The organism is Rothia sp. HMSC067H10 (genome assembly GCF_001810635.1).
GTDB classification, from domain to species: Bacteria; Actinomycetota; Actinomycetes; order Actinomycetales; family Micrococcaceae; genus Rothia; species Rothia dentocariosa.
Genome location: NZ_KV802311.1, coordinates 120,552 through 137,263, shown reverse-complemented (window position 1 = coordinate 137,263; position 16,712 = coordinate 120,552). Strand labels below are relative to the sequence as shown.

Below are 16,712 nucleotides of genomic sequence, written 5' to 3'. Positions count from 1 at the left end.
GGGAGTTACCCCGTGACAAAGACCCACCTGAATCCACACAAAATACCTTTGATTCATTGTGAATATCAGCTGAAACAGACGCATCCTCAAAACAATGGAAAGTTCGGAACTTTAGAAGACTGGGCTCAGAACTTAGACGTATCTGCACAGCAGGCCGCTCTGATATTGACTCGGCAGAGCTCGTCAAGAAACCTTATACAACGTCTTATCAACCCTGAAACCGGAGCAAGCATAGAGATTTCCGGCTTTGAGCTCCTGCTGACTGAAGACGCGCTGGAACCTGTTCTTGACGAGGCAAATTATCCGCTTGGTCATACTGACTGCACTCTTACGCCGGGCGTTGTTATTTACGGGATGAATGGAAATACTCGCCTTGAAATAGCGCATCGGCCTTTACGAGTAACTCTCAATACCCAAGCCTGGTTAGATGCTATGACGGGTGGCGTAACCCACCAAATTCTGGAGTTTACAGGGATTTTTGCGCCTGAAGAACAGCATCATAAATATGGTCCTTGGGACTGTTGGGAACCTCATGACTATTTTATGTACCGACGTTCCAGGTTTGATACAGCAACCGGAGGGTATGGCGCTACTCGAACACGTGAGCACAACACAACCTTGCTCAAAGACTTGGTCTCTCTTCGACAAGTTCCCCTCCCCAAAGTTGATTCTTGCCGCCGCCAACTTCTTCTGGATCAGGCGCTTCTACAACGAACATCCCGGCGCATACCGCAAAAACCTTCGTTAAGTCTTGAATCTCTGACAGCACTGTTGGAAGAAAGCCTGCGTGAAACTTCCCATAAGAGTGAAAATATAACACGGCTGCCTTTTCCCAGCGGTGGCGCTCTTCACGAGCTTTACCCCTTCATCATTGCTCAGAATATCGAAGGGCTGGAACAAGGGCTATGGTATGCAAACTTACATACTCGTCAGTATGAACAGATTGCGGTTGTTGAGGAGAAAACTCAGAGCGCGTACATGCGTCTATTGAGTACCTATGCAAGTTCGGCAAGGCTAAAGACTGAAGATGTACAGGGGCTTGTTTTATTAGCTGCTGATTTTGACCTTGTGACTTCAACGTATGAAGGAGTCGCATATTCTCTTACCCTCAAACACGTAGGAGCATGGATGCAAACGGCCTGCCTGCTTGCGGAAGAAATACCGCTCAACGTATGCCCTTTAGGCGGTGGCGATGCCCGCGCGTTTGAAACACTCACAGGCATTTCATCCGATAGACTGGTTCCTGTGGGCGAGATTCTCGTGAGTTCCTAGCTTCTACGGTAAGGTTTTACACCCATGTTTGATACTTACGGTATATGGACCGCTCTGGCTTGGTGTGCTCTTGTGTTTGCTGTGGTCTGGATTGGGTACCTCAGAATCCAGCGTCCTACCGTAGGGAAGATTCATAGTATTGTTTCTATCATTATTATTATCTTTTCCTTAGTAGGTATTATAGGCATTAAGCAATCTATGCTCCCGGTGGGGATTTTATGTTGTGCTATAGCAGTTACCGGAGTACGGAATACAAAAATAGCCGCTATTATAACCTTGGCAGTTGTCGTGGTTCTTAACTATTTGCAGACTTTAGAACCTAGCTGGGAGATCAACACCAGTTCCCATGATCCAGCTATTGTTGCCATCGTGGGGTTTCTCTTCATGAATCTTCGGATTAGCCGAGTATCACATCGGCGGCTTCAAGAAGAACTTTATATTGCTGAGCAGAACCAAGAGTTACGTGAACAGAACCTACAGGCAGAGTTTAGGACCCAGATTGCGGCGAACCTTCATGATCTTATAGGGCATGATTTAACAGTTATTAATATTCGCCTGCAACAATTGGTACGTACCTTAAAACCTCTTGATTCAGATGTGGCATATGAAGCGCGTGCGATACAGAAAATGACACGTTCTTCTATAGCTCATTTACGCGACGTTGTAGAAGGCTTTAATACAGTTGATTTCTCGCATCAACTCAATGCTGTACCGTCATTACTGTCATATCGTGGTATTCAAGCCCACATGGATATTCAGCAGAATGTTCTCAAGGTCCTTAACCCAAGTACCCTCACAGCACTGTATTGGGTGCTTCTTGAAGCTATCACCAATGTTCTTAAACATAGCGGTGCAAAAAATTGCTGGGTGAGTCTAAAACAACATTCTTCGGGTGACTATATGCTTATTATCGCGGATGATGGCATAGGGCTGAAAGAAAGTTCTATGCGGAATACCGGTGCCGGTTTAGCAGATATGAATACCCGCATTCAACATATAGGCGGAGAGACAACTCTTGGTGCCGCACCTGAGGGCGGAACCCAAGTCAAAGCTAGGATTCCAGCTTCTAACATCATTACTGGAGGGGCATAAAACTATGATTACTGTTCTTATAGCTGATGATCAGACGATGTTCGGTAGCGCGCTCGCCAGCCTCATTAATGAAGAAGAAGATTTGGAAATTGTGCGTGTTTGTCGAGATGGACAGGAAGCTCTGGATAGTATTGTCACATATATTCCAAATGTAGCGCTTCTTGATATTGAAATGCCAAAACTTAACGGTCTAGATGTTCTTGATGAAGTTCAGAAGCAAGGCATAAACACGAAAATAGCTATTCTGACGACTTTTCAATCTCCTGGTTACGTTCGTCGTGCTCTTGAAAGCGGTGCTTGTGCTTTTATAACAAAAGATCAAGATGCTGAAGAAGTATCAAATATTATTCGAGATATACATTCTGGGAAGGTAGTGGTTGATTCTGCGCTGCTTCTTAGTGGTGCTACACTGCCAGCTAATCCACTCAAACCCAGACATCAGGATGTTCTAAAACTGACTATGGAAGGAAAAACCGTCAATCAAATTGCACGGGAACTATATCTTTCTCACGGTACTGTGAAGAATTACCTATCTGAAGCCATTCAACTTCTTCACTGTACTTCGCGTGTAGAGGCCGCTCACACGGCGCGTACTAACGGTTGGATTTGACCTGACCTTATGTATAAGGGGGGGCGATGGGCTTATAAAGAGCCTTCTTAGCAGGGGATTTAGGAATCGGTCGGTGTGAAAAGCTCACGAATCTGTTCCGCATCCACCCGGGACGAAGCGAAGGAACCGTCGTTGACGACCGCATCAAACAGCGCCGCTTTCGATGCCTTCAAATCCATGACCTTCTCTTCAATGGTGCCCTCAGCCACCAGCCGGTACACGTGCACATCGCGTTCCTGCCCCAGCCTGTGGATGCGGTCCACCGCCTGCTGTTCAGCCGCCGGGTTCCACCACGGGTCCATAATGAAACAGTGATCTGCCTCCGTCAGGTTCAGTCCGAACCCGCCCGCCTTGAGCGAAATCAGGAACACCGGCGCCGCACCCTCGGCGAAATCTTTCAAAACCTGCGGGCGGTTGCGGGTTGTGCCGTCCAAGTATAGGTAGTCGATGCCTTCAGCCTGCAGCCGTTCAGCAATTGTGCGCAGATATCCCGTGAACTGGCTGAACACCAGCACCCGGTGCCCGTCGCCTAAGAGCGAGGGCAGATGCTCCACCAAATATTCGAGCTTGGCGGAAGCCACCCCGGCGTATTCGTCCGGGTCGATAAGCGTGGCGTCAAGCGCTAGACGCCGCAGAAGCGTGAGCGACTGGAAAATCGTGAACCGGTTCTTATCCATATCATCTAAAAGCCCGAGCACCTTCTGCCGCTCACGCTGCAGATGCATATCGTAAATATGCCGATGCGCCGTCGTGAGCGGCACGTTTACCCGCACATCGTTCTTTTCGGGAAGATCGGCGGCGACCACATCCTTCGTGCGGCGCAGCATCAGAGGGCGAACCCGGCGGCGTAATTTTTCGATAACCTGCGGGTCCTCACCGGACTCGGTGGGGCGTGCATACAGGTCGCGGAACATTCGCGCCGAGGGGAACAGCCCATCCGCCACAATCGCCAAGAGTGCCCAAAGCTCCATGAGGTTGTTCTCCATCGGGGTGCCCGTGATGGCGAGTTTCACCTGCGCGTTTAGGGCACGCGCCACCTTCCATGCGCGAGTTTTCGTGTTCTTCACGAACTGCGCCTCATCCAAAATCAACGCACCCCACCCTGCATGCGGGGAAGTGCTCTTCTCTGCGTTTTCGGGAACGTGGTTACCGAATTCGGTGTATCCATCTTCGTCGAGGCGGAACAGCGCATAGCTCGTGAGCACCAGATGCGCACCCTGTACCAGCTCGGCGATGCTCTTGCCGCTTTTGCCCGTAGACTCGGTGATAGTCACCACCTTCGCATCCGGCACGAATCGCGCGGCCTCCTGCGCCCAGTTACCCACTACGGATGTTGGTGCAACTACAAGGAAAGGCTCAAAATCGGTGTGATCTGCGCGTTGCTCATGCTCGGCGATCGCCTGGGCAAGCAGAGCGAGCACCTGCACGGTTTTGCCCAAGCCCATATCGTCGGCAAGAATCCCGCCCAGCCGGTGCTGCCTCAAGAACGCGAGCCAGCGGAAACCCTCAAGCTGATAAGGTCGCAGGACTGCCGTAAGACCCGGGGGAGAGGGCAGGTGATTCGCTGAAAATACGCCGGAAGAAACAGATAAAGAATCGGAATGTTCGTTCTCTAAAACTTCTTCGGAATCGGCGGTCTCACCCGCACGGTCGGCGTCCTCCACAAGGGCGAGAAGACTCTTGACCTGCGCATCCCAAGAAGCCACGGTTTCCACACTCGAAGCGAGCGATTCCAGCTCAGAGAACAGCCCCGCCTGATGCCGGTTAATACGCAGCTCACCGCCGGTCTCGTTGAGCGTGCGAGCCTCCTCAATGAGGGTGCGCAGTGCCGAAAACTCCGGGCGATTGAGCGAAAAATAGGTGCCGTTACCCAGCAAAATACGATCCTGATTCCGATCGAGCGCCTCAAAAACCTGGGCGAAAGGCACAGTCCAGTTATTGACCTTAATAGCGATACCCAGCCCGAACCAGTCACGCGAATTACCCTCGGTCACCTTGACCTCAATCATGGCGTCGGTTGCCTCGGTAAACTCAGGCACGGAACCGAGCAGCCGCACGCGAACCCCGGGAATACGCCGCAGGGCGGGCAGCACATGAGCGAGAATATCGCGGGTTTCCCACCCTTGAGAGCGGCGTTCCCCGAACCCGCCTGCCAACACCGGGTTGGATGCGGTCGCCGACCGTACTGCGCGCAGCACCCGTGCCTCAAAACGCTCGTCGCGTTCTGTGCCCAAGCCCAGCGCCGGCAGGCGGCGAACCTCCGAGTCTGTGCCTTCTTCATCAAGTGGGTTCTTCGGGTACTCCCAATACCAATTCAGGAGCGCATCGTGCGAAATCTCATCATCAAAATGCGCTTCAAACACCAAATAGGGCGAACGAACCTTCGGCAGCGCCAAAGCCGGGTCTGGGGTAAGGAATGGGACGGCCCGCGTGAGGGTAGGCAAGAACTCGCGGTGAAAAGCCTCGCGCTCGCTCGCCGGAATACGCATTTCGCCGCGAGATACCAACGATTCTGCGGTTGCGTCCAAAGGCTCGGCAAGCGGAATAAACGCCAGGTTAAGACCCTCCGGCAGATCCGGAATAGTCGGTGTCGCTGTGTTTTCGAGTGAAAGCTCGGGAATGAGCCCGCCCGTCTGCGTTTCAGAATTTTCGTTTTCGCCCGCGCTCTCGTTCGCCTGCTCTTGCGAAGATTGAGCCTGAAAAATATCGCGATGCGGCGTATCTAAGGCGCCCTTGCGCGTGCTCTTCCAATGCACCCGATGCGCCTGTTCCTCGTAAATACGCTGCACAAGAGAACCGAGCGCGAAAAATCCTGAGCGTGGCGAGCCGATGGGGTGGCAGTGCGCGGCATCAAACCAGAGCTGCCGCACCCGGTTATCTTCGCGGGTTTCCCATCCCAAGGCGGCATGAAGAGCCAGGTCAGGAGCGGAATCTTCGCTCATAGCAGCCTCTGCGTTCTGTCGGGACTCGGCCTCAACAGCTCCGGCATGCACCCTCACCTGGGCGGGTGGCAGAACCGCCGTAGTCACCTCAAACCCTTCGAGAAGAATCGGCAGGCCAATCTGCTCTGCACGCGCCAGAACATCCCACAGCAGCGTGGAATTCGTGGCGGTGAGTGAAATCCAGTCCCGATGCGAAGAGTACATATTCTGCCACGGGCGCGCGATAGCGTATATTTCGGCGAAGAACCGTTCGTGCTCGGGGTACACTTCGTGACGACCGACCGGCCCACCCACGCTGGAGGCGAAGGTCTCCCAGCTGAGCCCGCCCTTGATCCAGCGCCCGGTTTTGGACTGCATCAGCGGCCGCGCCAGCAAATTGATAGGCGGGGTTGCACCGGGAATATTGCGCCCGCGCGCATACGAACCCGAAATGCTGAAGGAAAGGTCGAGCGCACCCGGAACCCGTGCCGAATCAATACCGGATGCTTCACCCCGGGCAGCGAGAACCTGCGCCATATCGCGCCGCCACACCGAAATTTTCGAGGGCGAAGAATGCGTATTCTCGTGGTCGTTCAGGGGGAGAGATTCGGGTTCGGTGGTGAGCGAGCTTGCCGAACGAATCGCCCCCGATGCGCGCAACGCCGCCAGGGGATCGTCGGCTGTCGCCGCAACCTGTCGCGCGGTATCTTCTGGGCTCTCTTGATTCATAGGCTGGCGGATGCGGCCACCGGGCGCATTGTCCAGGGCTTTCCGCGCGGTCTTGGCGCGGTCGAGTGCGGTGAGCATGAGGGCGACGGCATGCTTGCAGTCGGCGGCGACCGGGCATGTGCATCGTGCGTTGAAAAGATTGGAATCGGCGTCAGAACCCGGGAAGAAGCGAATATCTACCTCATAGGGAATAGGGGTGCTCCCATTCACCAGACCTTCCAGCGTGTTTTCATCTTCATCATAGGTGTAGCGCACCACTTCACGCTGACGGGCATAAGCAAGCCCGCGCTGGTATGCCTTATGCCCCGCCTGCCGAATAATCTGCGCAACGGTAACGGGGATATCGGGAAAAGGGTTTGGCGTGCTCACCGTTCCATTATCTCAACGGTGTCAAAGAAGCGCGCGGTAATTCGTTATGATGTCTGTCCAAGATGGGCTGAGCGTTTTTTACGTGCATTTTTGATGATTATTGTGAAGAACATAATAAAAGTGATGATGGTGGTCAGGAAGCCAACGCATAAGACGCTCACGGCAAGGGTAGCGGCTGCCTGTGTGAGAGGACTCGACCCCTTGGGCTGAACGCCCCTCCACTCGAGGGCATGGTACTCAACGACTGCTCCCCAGCCCGCTAGGATGAACAATCCAATACCGAGAATGAGGAATAGTGCAGCTATTGCCCCGACCATACGTGCAGTTTTCATGCTTTCCCCTTGAGTAACTGACTTTATGGATTCATCTGGTCCCGTTCTTTTGCCAAGGGTGTTTTATTCTGCTCAGCATGCTTGTTTTGTGCCTTGCGTGCCTTCTTGGTCGCCGTTGTGAAGAGCAGAATAAAGGTGATAATGCCGGTGAGGAAACCAATACCTAGGAACCATAGGCTCAGATTATTAGTCGCCATGACGAGCGGACTTGCTCCTGCGGGATCGATGCCCCTCCACTCGAAGGCGTGGTATTCCACGAGTGAACCCCAGCCGGCTAGGATGAGCAATCCAAACCCGATAACCAGAAGTACTGCGGCTACTGCTCCAACTATGTAGATAGCTTTTTTCATGGGCGCTCCTTAGATGCTGACTCTATGAATCAATCTGGCTCTGGTATTCTTCCAGAGGGGTTTTGATCCGTTCAAGATGGGCTGTACGTTTCTTATGTGCGTTTTCGATGATTATTGTGAAGAACATAATAAAAGTAATGATGGTGGTGAGGAAGCCAATGCATAAGACAATCATGGCGAGAGTGGCGGTTACTTGACGTACAGTTTTCATACTCACTCATTAAAATATTTTAAACTTCTTCATAAAAATATTTTATCTGCTGTGAGTTACTTCCACTACTTTATCCTGTAAACCCTAGATACACAACCCCAAGCAGATTTATTTCTACAATATATAAATATATCTAATTACTTTATTGAGCAGAAGTTAATATTTTAAATATAAATATATTTTGATAAAAATTAGATAGCCATCTTGACCTCAGGTGTATTGAGTATGTACGGTGTTAAATATGTTTAAATTTCCGTTTGAAATAATATAGATATAGTAATTAGGAGGTCTGTAATGAAAATACGGAGTTTGTTGGTGGTAATTACTTCTTTTGTGTTGGTAAATAGAGTAATTGCGTCTTCTCATGGGTATGTGGACCAACAGTCTCAGGGAGACAAGAAACAGCAGACGATGACTGAGCTTGAGAAGGTTCAGCGTACTGAGTATGGCTCTGTTGCGCCTCTTCAGGATGTAGCACCTGCGCAGTTATCAGATGAGAATCAGAAGATGGAGCATGATGCTTCTAGCTCTACTGTGTCAGTTCAGAAGAACCCAAAGGGCGGTGTTTCTATCAGCAACAAGAAGCTTGGGGGAGCATCGGTTCACGTAGATCTCCCGTATGCTGATAGGGCGAGCGATGCGTCGTCTGTGTCTCAGGGGATTGCCTCTTATGATAATAAGAATGGATCCTCAACTATCCCTGTTGCTAAGAATGACGGTAGTTTGCAAATGGTTACCAAGATTGATAATCGTGATGCTCCCACCGAGTATAAGTATGTTATGGGGGTGCCTCAGGGGGCAAAATTGGTTCATCAAGAAGATGGAAGTGTACTTATTCTTGATGGTGGTGGCAAGATGATCAGCGCGGTGAGTAAGCCGTGGGCTGTTGATGCTCAGGGTACTTCTGTGGACACTAAATATGTCCTTCAAGGGAATGAACTTATTCAAGTCATTAGTCATACTTCACAAGACTATAAGTACCCTATTGTTGCTGATCCTTGGCTGGGTGCGGATCTTATAGACCGTGTTTGGGTTGATGATGCGCCTGAAGGACGCGTCGTGAATGTTAATCCTACAGGTTGGGGTCGTACCTTTAACGGTTTGGCAACCCATTCGGCTCATGTGGACGAACTTAAAGATAAACTTGGTGATGATGCACACCTTGTAGATGATAATGATGGGACTATTCGAGAGCAGTTCCTGTGTCATGTTGCGGGTAATTACTTTGAGCCGGAAACATATAATATGGAATCATGGCGTCCTTCAAAGCATTGGGCCTTGCAGTTAAATCTAAAAGATAAATGTAACCCTTAATAACTAAATAAACTATAAGATTATGAGGCTCTAACATACATTAGAGCCTCATAATCTTTTATTGGTACGACTATTATCTTCTGGAGGATCTCTGAAGGTGTCTAATAAAGCTGTGGCTTGGCGAAGGCTGCGGAGCATGGGAACTCCTGACTTGCAAAGCTGGGTAAAACTTCGTATCTGCGCAATGGTATGCACGGGAGAGATCAATCGATTCGCCACCATGAGGCGGCTATATACAGGTATGCATTCATAATCGCGTTATGTAAATCACAAGAGTTTGACCGGTTCGCACGTTTACAGATTCCTGAAAGCTGTTGTAACCTGGATTCAGCTTCAAGAGTTTCGACTGATAAGCTCCGACTATGGTCGAACGCCAACCCCATGTTCACGGGTGGCTCGGATGACGAAGCGGTTTGTATTCGCCGCCTCAGGTGGCACTTGGTACAGGCAAGAGCAACGCGAAAGGAACGCGCATTCGGCGCATGGTTGTCAATGTACAACAGCTCTTCATCTCCAGCATCCCCCCTTACTCCTGCACGCTCTTATCAGGAAAATCTGCGTGCCGCATCCGTACCCGCACGCGGCGGTTACCAGGCAGTAAGCATTCAGGATTACGCACGTATTTCTTCTAAGCGCGACGAATTCCTCAATTTTCTGCTTCTTCCCAACCCCGAGGGTATTCCCGCCGTCGAATATGCCGGTCTGCGCGTAGCATAGGGGTATGAGCGCCTCAGGACTGCTTCTCGACTCGGATGTTCTCGCCGAGATCCGTAAAGCCACACCAGATCCCAAAGTTGTTGCCTTTCTGCGCCGCCGCGCCTATAAACACCTCTACATTTCGGTGCTGAGCGTAGGCGAGCTTAAAGGACTCTACCCCTACCCAGAGACCGACCGCTGGATTGCCGAACTTCTCGACAGATTCGCCGACCACATCATCAACGTGGATGCGCGCGTAAGCCTCGAATGGGCGGGACGCATCGCTCCGCGCGGCACCCACAGTCACGGACGTAAAGATGCCGAGCCCCTGCCCACCGCTGCCCTCGAAGGTCTGATGGCGGCGAGCGCCCAAGCCCATGACCTCGAAATTGTTTCTTCAAAGGCTGAGGTGTACCGGTCCTGGGGCGTGCCCGCGGTGAATCCGTGGATTGAAGACTAAATCTTCCGCACAGTATTTTCACCGTAAGCGCCGGGGGAGTACCTGCGTGTTCGAGAAAGCCGTGAGAAATGCTCGGCACAGTTAGCTGTACGCGCTGCCGCATCGGTGAGAGCGCATCGGTAACGTTCGTGTAACCCCTCTGTTCACGGTGAGCGGTTAACGAAGGTTAGCCGCCAATTAACCGGAACTATTTCCCCGAAAGCTCAGCAGGCTCACACGAGCTGGCGGGTTTCATGGCATGATGGAAGAACGATGAAAAGTAGCTCTTCTACATCCCGGTATTCTGCCCCTATGCCACTCTGGCTGCAGGGCATCGTTGAATTAGTTTTTACCGCCGCGCTTTCTTTCGGGCTTGTGCTCGTTCTGCTCATGGCGGTGTGGTTTACCAACGGTTTTAACCGCATGGATTTTCCCGCCCTCGCAACTCTTGCCTCCCACCTGTGGCTGCTCATGCACGGTGTGCCGCTGAATATTCCGAATGCTTTCGGTATTATCCTGCCGCACGGCATGCTCACACTGGTGCCCATGGGGCTGAGCATTATTCCGGTGCTCTTATGCTTTAGGTCTGGGCGAAAACTGGCGCGCGCATCCTATGAAGGGGAATTCTTCAAACCCGTACTATTAGGGTGCGCTGCCTACGGTATTTTTGCTGCCGTCGCCTTTGCGTGGGCGAGTACCGAACGGCATTTGCTGGGTATTGTTGGTGCGGCGTTGATTCCGCAGATAGTGGTGCTGGTCGGGTTGATCTGGGGCGGCTACTATGAATCGCGTTCGCTCGCCCGTATGGTGGGCGTGAACACCGCTGAACAGATTTCGCAGATGAGCCAGTACTCGCGGTGGGCGAGTTCTTATGTGTGGTCGATTGTGCGTGCCTCCATGGTGGCGATTTTCTCGCTCATTATGGGCGGTGCTTTAGTGCTGGTGATCGCCATGATGATGCGTTGGTCGCAGATCGCAACAATTTACCAGGAACTTCACGCCGGGCCGGTGGGGGCGCTCGCCGTGACCCTGCTGCAGCTTGGTTACCTTCCGAACTTGGTGATTTACGCGATGTCGTGGACTACCGGCGCCGGGTTCGCGTTCGGCGTTGACACGCATGTGGGCTGGTCGCAGACGACGATGGGCGATCTTCCGCTCTTTCCGGTTCTGGGTGCTATCCCTGAGAGCCTGGGCTGGATAGGGTATGCGGGTCTAGCGGTTTCGCTGGGCGCCGGGGCCGTTGCCGGTTGGTGGTTCTTGCGTGAAGGTGAAGACCACGTGGACGAGTGGATCACCATGAAGGTACGTTACCGGGTGATTGCGCTGCCGCTTTCTTCGCTCGTGTTGGGGTCGCTGGTGGGTGTGCTCTGTGGCGTATGGGCTTATATTTTGGGTTGGATATCCAGCGGATCGTTAGGCGTGGGGCGTTTTACCGAGGTAGGCGCATCGCCCGCAGCTTTCGCCGTGGCGACCGCAATAACTTTGGGCGCGGGTACCGCGTTGGGTAACCTGCTGTGCCATGTGCTTCTGCCCGACAGCAGTCGTGAGCTGCCGCGTTTTGCCGATGAACGTCCCAATCTGGGCAGTCGCATGAGCGAGATGCTGCAGCAGCGTCGCGCGGCGCGGGCGGAGCGTGAACAGCTCAGGAACGATGAGCAGGAACGCGAGGTACAAGAACGTGAAGAGCAGGCGCGTGAGCGGGCTCAGCAGCGGCGCGAACGCGTCAAACAGGTGCACGCCCGCCGTGCAGAACTCAATAAATTTGCCGAGCAGGAAGAAGCACAGCGAGCGCATAGTTTAGGTATCAAAACGGAACAAGAATCCTTGCGTGAAGATGGTTCTGCCGAAGCTGCGGACTCGAAGGATGCGGCATCTGACGAACAAACCATCGAGCTGGCGGGAGCGGATGAACCCACTGTGGAACTTGATGCCTCTGAGAAATCCGGTGGGAGTACCGAGGATGCGCCGCGCACGGTCAGGCCCGGCAAGCGTGAGAAAGCCCCGGGGAAGCCGTTCTTTAACCGTGTTCCCCGCCCCGAAACCTCCGGTAATGGCGGTGATACTAAGGGTGATCGGGAAACACGAGAGCAGAGCGCTCGTACAGGGGAGTCTGGGTCGCAGAAAGCCTCATCGCCAGCGGAGTTCCACGAGCCCGGGTATAAGCGTTTTGCCGTGCCGCGCCCGGTTGCCGCATCACCCGCATCCTCCGATCAGGAGAGTACGGAAGGTTCGGCGCAGTCGCACGAGACTACCGTTCAGGAGAAGCGTCAGCTCACGCCCACTCAGGCGATGGCTGTTATCTTCGGAACCCCTGAGTCGACCGAGGACGAATCTTCGGAGGAAGAACCCGCCACGGGGCAGGATTCCTCGCAGAAGAAGAGGAAGAAATAACTTTCGCACCCGAGATGTCGATACTTGGGAACACCTAGAGGGCTGGGAGCACAGCGGAATATAACAATTGTGCCGAGTGAATCCTTAAGATTCACTCGGCACAATTGTTTGAAAAGCTTCCCCCCAAGAAGAACTTAAGGAGCAGGTTCGCCAATCGATACAGAAGTATTGGCGCGCACTGCACGGTCGAAGGACTCTTGACATTGCTTCATATCGGTATCCGTCAGGGCGTGGGAGTAACACTGCCGATAGTTTTGTGCATCCGGGCTCAACGCCATGACAAGCCCCGAAAGAAGCGTCCACCCCGCAAAAAGAAGACTTAGCCCCGCGGCAACGTAGAGAATCCACGGTCCCCGCCCTTGGGCATTGCGCACTATCGCCATAATGGTCAGCCCAATCCCCAGAAATACCAAGACAAAAAGCAGAAGAAACAGGGGGAAGGGGCTCAGCAAGAAGGGGGTTCCCGATAGGGTCAGCATAGAACCCGCAAGCAATAGCCATAAACTGCGCATCAGCTTGCGGCGGCGCTCCTTAGGGGTGAGCTGCGGACGCTTCGGCGCAGGCGGCATCGGTTGCTGCGGTGGCATCTGGGGGTAAGACGGGGGCATATTTGACATAGGTTAAGGGTACCTCCCTGCGGCGGTCTGCGGTCACGAGAATCACCGTGAAACCCTGAAAATCTGGACTGGGGGAGAACCGCCAGCTTATCGTTTCGGAATTGGCTTAACTACAAGAATTTCTGGTGCGGTGCCCGTGGCATAGGTGCTACCCAGCCGCTATGTGATGCGCTAAACTATTGCTGTGCGAATTGTGATAATGGTCTCCGGGTCCGGTACTAACCTGCAAGCTATTCTCGACGCCGTGAAGGCTGACGAGCTGAACGCAGAGATCGCCGCCGTAGGCGCAGATAAGCCCTGTACTGGCCTTGACCGAGCCGCCGCAGCCGGGGTTGAAACCTTTCTGATCGAACCGGCAGACTATGCTGACCGCGAGCAATGGAACCGCGCTCTCGAAGAGAAAATCGCTTCCTACACCCCCGATTACGTTGTATTCGCCGGGTTCATGCGCATTGTGGATGCGCAGCTGGTCGCCCGCTTCGAGAACCGGATTATCAACACTCACCCCGCGTTGCTGCCCTCATTCCCCGGGGCACACGGTGTGCGGGATGCGCTCGCCCACGGCGTTAAGATCACCGGGCTGACGGTTCATTTCGTGGATTCCGGGGTTGATACCGGCACGATTATCGCCCAGGCTGCGGTGCCCGTCGAGGACTGTGACACCGAAGAAAGCCTGCATGAGCGCATCAAGGTGCAAGAACGTCAGCTCTTAGTGCGGACCCTTGCAGAATTCGCTGCCCTCCCCAAAACTCAAAACCCCTAGAACTTCCTGCCCGCATGGTGCCGCATCCCGGTGCATGCGGGCAGTATCAATACCCCGCCATGGGGTACCACCCATTCACCGAGCAAGAAGCAACGGAGTAATTAGTGTCTATGAAGAAGCTCGATCGTCTGCCCCTGCGCCGCGCCCTCATTTCCGTGTACGACAAGACTAATCTGGTGGAGTTCGCTCGCGGTCTGCACGAGGCAGGCGTGAAGCTGGTGTCTACCGGTTCGACCGCATCCACGATCGCCGCCGCCGGTGTGCCCGTCACCGAAGTTACCGAGGTTACCGAGTTCCCCGAGTGCCTGGAGGGCCGCGTGAAGACCCTGCACCCGCGCATCCACGCCGGTATTTTGGCCGACCGCCGCAAGCAGGAGCATATCGACACCCTTAACGAGCTCGACGTTGAGCCCTTCGACCTGGTGGTTGTGAACCTATACCCCTTCGCAGAGACCGTGGCATCCGGTGCTGACCAAGACGCTATTATCGAGAAAATTGATATCGGCGGCCCCTCAATGGTGCGTGCCGCCGCGAAGAATCACGATGCGGTTGCCGTCGTGGTAGACCCCAAAGACTACGAACGCACCGTGACCGCCGCCCAGGATGGCGGGTTTTCCCTAGAGGAGCGCCGCCGCCTGGCCGCCGGCGCCTTTGCCCATACCGCCGCTTACGATACCGCCGTCGCTACCTGGACCGCCGCGCAGTTCCAGCAGGATGAAGACGCTAACTTCTGGCCTCCATACGCCGGTTTGGGCTTTGAACGCAGCGAGACCCTGCGTTACGGCGAGAATCCGCATCAGCGTGCGGCTCTGTATGTGGATCCCGCAGCAGCCCCCGGTATCGCCCAGGCTGAGCAGATTCACGGCAAGGCGATGAGCTACAACAACTATGTAGATGCCGATGCCGCCCTGCGTGCCGCCTACGATTTTGATGAGCCTGCGGTCGCTATTATTAAGCACAACAACCCCTGCGGTATTGCAATTGCAAGCCCTGACGCCGCAGACCCGATTGCCGATGCGTACGCTAAGGCTCATGCTTGCGATCCGCTGTCCGCCTATGGTGGCGTGATTGCGGCAAACCGCCCGGTCACCAAGGGCATGGCGCAGGCCGTTAAAGATATTTTCACCGAGGTTATTGTGGCGCCCGGATACGAACCGGAAGCCCTCGAAATTCTGGAAACCAAGAAAAACCTGCGTCTGCTGGTGCTTCCCGAAGGATTTGGGCGTGAGACTATCGAGTACCGCTCGATTTCCGGAGGCGCGCTCTTTCAGGAAGCCGACCGCCTTAACGCCAAGGGTGATAACCCGAAGAATTGGCAGTTGGTCGCCGGTGAACCTGCCGACGAAGCCACTCTGCGCGATCTTGAATTCGCGTGGCGTGCCCTGCGTGCCCCTAAATCGAATGCGATTATGCTCGCCGATAACGGTGCCGCCGTGGGTATCGGTATGGGGCAGGTTAACCGCGTGGATTCGTGCAAACTCTCGGTTGAGCGTGCCAATACGCTCGGCAGAGAAGGCCATGAGCGTGCCCGCGGTGCGGTTGCCGCATCCGATGCTTTCTTCCCCTTTGCGGACGGCCTGCAGGTTCTTCTCGACGCCGGTATCCGTGCGGTCGTGCACCCCGGCGGCTCGATCCGTGATGACGAAGTTATTCAGGCCGCGAAGGATGCGGGCGTCACCATGTACCTGACTGGAACCCGCCACTTCTTCCACTAAATTTCGGCATTGTCTCAACAATCGAATGCGCCAGCTGGGTAGGCTGATGCACGGTGAATATTGCCAACCCAATCCGGCTGCAAAAGTTATGGTGTGCACGGGTTGGGTTGGCACGCATACGGGGTAAATATTCGATAGGATTAAGACGTGCCTAAAGTCAGTGAAGAATACAAAAAGAACAGGCGTATACAGATTGTCGATGTCGCCCGTGAATGCTTTATTAAAGGCGGGTATCAAAAGACCTCGATGAACGAGATTATTGCCGCCACCGGGCTCTCTGCAGGAGCTATCTACAACCACTTTTCCTCGAAAGAAGAGATTATGGTAGAGGCCGCACGCCTTGACATGGCTCCCTTCGAGAAAGTGCGTGCGGATTCTCCGTGGGATTATGTTCTGGGGTTCTTGAAGATTCTTGATACGGCAAAAACCCGCCGCTTTCTGCTCGCCACCTGGGGCGAGGCTGTCTCAATGCCTGCTATCAATGCCGTAGTGGGGGAGCAAATGCATCAACTGCGCGCCATGGCAATGGAACGTTACCGTGCCTGGGGTGAACGCGAACTCGACGTAACCGCTGAAGAGCTTGAGCAGTGGCTTAATGTCATGGGTGCGGCGGTGCTTTCGGTGCTTAGCGGGTATGTGGTGCAGACTCAGCTTCTCGGAAAAGAAAACCGTGAAGCCTATTTCGCATATGCAACCGCTATTTTGACTCAGGAATAACCCGGTGTAGATGCGCCGCCTGCGCGCGTCTGCCTCCTTCGGGGCAACAATACTCATGGTTCGGCATGGAAAACTCGCCCGCAAGGATCGCCGCGAACATGCCAAAGAGCCCTTGGTATGGCGTCTCATACGGTGGGCTTCATATCTGTGCAGGCACTAACCTATACGGTAAGA

General features: G+C 53.8%; 15 protein-coding genes and 1 riboswitch. Of the genes, 10 read left to right on the top strand and 5 right to left on the bottom strand.

Annotated elements, in window-relative coordinates:
* Positions 1-12 precede the first annotated feature (12 nt).
* From HMPREF2756_RS05175 to HMPREF2756_RS05165, 3 genes are read left to right on the top strand one after another with little or no spacing between them, the layout of a single operon-like run.
* Positions 13-1,272 (top strand): SagB family peptide dehydrogenase, encoded by a 1,260-nt coding sequence (locus tag HMPREF2756_RS05175; protein ID WP_070619000.1) that lies wholly within the window; start codon positions 13-15, stop codon positions 1,270-1,272.
* A gap of 24 nt (positions 1,273-1,296) precedes the next feature.
* Positions 1,297-2,364 carry a sensor histidine kinase gene (locus HMPREF2756_RS05170; protein WP_070618998.1) on the top strand — a complete coding sequence of 356 codons (1,068 nt, stop codon included), beginning with the start codon at positions 1,297-1,299 and terminating at the stop codon, positions 2,362-2,364.
* A 4-nt stretch (positions 2,365-2,368) separates the two neighbouring features.
* Positions 2,369-2,974 (top strand): response regulator transcription factor, encoded by a 606-nt coding sequence (locus HMPREF2756_RS05165; protein WP_048753247.1) that lies wholly within the window; start codon positions 2,369-2,371, stop codon positions 2,972-2,974.
* 59 nt (positions 2,975-3,033) lie between these two features.
* On the opposite strand, the gene HMPREF2756_RS05160 is transcribed toward HMPREF2756_RS05165, so the two are convergent.
* The 4 genes from HMPREF2756_RS05160 to HMPREF2756_RS05145 are packed head-to-tail and all read right to left on the bottom strand — an operon-like array spanning position 3,034 to position 7,886.
* Complete coding sequence (locus HMPREF2756_RS05160) at positions 3,034-6,993, bottom strand: DEAD/DEAH box helicase (protein WP_070618995.1); 3,960 nt, start codon at positions 6,991-6,993, stop codon at positions 3,034-3,036.
* A 44-nt stretch (positions 6,994-7,037) separates the two neighbouring features.
* Entirely contained in the window at positions 7,038-7,325 is a 288-nt protein-coding gene (locus HMPREF2756_RS05155) for a hypothetical protein (RefSeq protein WP_070618992.1), read from the bottom strand.
* Positions 7,326-7,348: 23 nt separating this feature from the next.
* A complete protein-coding gene (locus HMPREF2756_RS05150) occupies positions 7,349-7,675 on the bottom strand; it encodes a hypothetical protein (RefSeq protein ID WP_070618989.1) in 327 nt (108 codons plus the stop codon).
* Between the two features lie 22 nt (positions 7,676-7,697).
* Positions 7,698-7,886 (bottom strand): hypothetical protein, encoded by a 189-nt coding sequence (locus tag HMPREF2756_RS05145; protein WP_141747822.1) that lies wholly within the window; start codon positions 7,884-7,886, stop codon positions 7,698-7,700.
* Positions 7,887-8,201: 315 nt separating this feature from the next.
* Between HMPREF2756_RS05145 and HMPREF2756_RS05140 the strand changes: the two genes are divergently transcribed.
* The 4 genes from HMPREF2756_RS05140 to HMPREF2756_RS05125 all read left to right on the top strand — a co-directional run bounded on the left by HMPREF2756_RS05140 (position 8,202) and on the right by HMPREF2756_RS05125 (position 12,726).
* Complete coding sequence (locus HMPREF2756_RS05140; RefSeq protein WP_168163746.1) at positions 8,202-9,200, top strand: DUF2599 domain-containing protein; 999 nt, start codon at positions 8,202-8,204, stop codon at positions 9,198-9,200.
* Between the two features lie 331 nt (positions 9,201-9,531).
* Positions 9,532-9,660: riboswitch (SAM riboswitch) on the top strand.
* Positions 9,639-9,917: a nuclease PIN gene (locus HMPREF2756_RS05135; RefSeq protein ID WP_238382392.1), complete on the top strand. Its 279-nt coding sequence runs from the start codon at positions 9,639-9,641 to the stop codon at positions 9,915-9,917. Its footprint overlaps the riboswitch before it by 22 nt.
* A 4-nt stretch (positions 9,918-9,921) precedes the next feature.
* Positions 9,922-10,356: a PIN domain-containing protein gene (locus HMPREF2756_RS05130; protein ID WP_070618983.1), complete on the top strand. Its 435-nt coding sequence runs from the start codon at positions 9,922-9,924 to the stop codon at positions 10,354-10,356.
* A 252-nt stretch (positions 10,357-10,608) separates the two neighbouring features.
* Positions 10,609-12,726, top strand: a complete 2,118-nt coding sequence (locus HMPREF2756_RS05125; protein ID WP_070618981.1) for a cell division protein PerM — start codon at positions 10,609-10,611, stop codon at positions 12,724-12,726.
* Between the two features lie 134 nt (positions 12,727-12,860).
* Here the strand turns inward: HMPREF2756_RS05125 and HMPREF2756_RS05120 are convergent, their stop codons facing one another.
* Complete coding sequence (locus HMPREF2756_RS05120) at positions 12,861-13,343, bottom strand: hypothetical protein (protein WP_246825850.1); 483 nt, start codon at positions 13,341-13,343, stop codon at positions 12,861-12,863.
* Between the two features lie 199 nt (positions 13,344-13,542).
* On the opposite strand from HMPREF2756_RS05120, the gene purN reads away from it, so the two are divergent.
* From purN to HMPREF2756_RS05105, 3 genes are all read left to right on the top strand, one after another.
* Entirely contained in the window at positions 13,543-14,106 is a 564-nt protein-coding gene (gene purN, locus HMPREF2756_RS05115; protein ID WP_048753251.1) for a phosphoribosylglycinamide formyltransferase, read from the top strand.
* A gap of 110 nt (positions 14,107-14,216) precedes the next feature.
* A complete protein-coding gene (purH, locus tag HMPREF2756_RS05110; protein WP_070619063.1) occupies positions 14,217-15,821 on the top strand; it encodes a bifunctional phosphoribosylaminoimidazolecarboxamide formyltransferase/IMP cyclohydrolase in 1,605 nt (534 codons plus the stop codon).
* A 147-nt stretch (positions 15,822-15,968) separates the two neighbouring features.
* Positions 15,969-16,538, top strand: coding sequence for a TetR/AcrR family transcriptional regulator (locus HMPREF2756_RS05105; RefSeq protein WP_070618978.1), 570 nt, complete (start codon positions 15,969-15,971; stop codon positions 16,536-16,538).
* Positions 16,539-16,712: the final 174 nt, after the last annotated feature.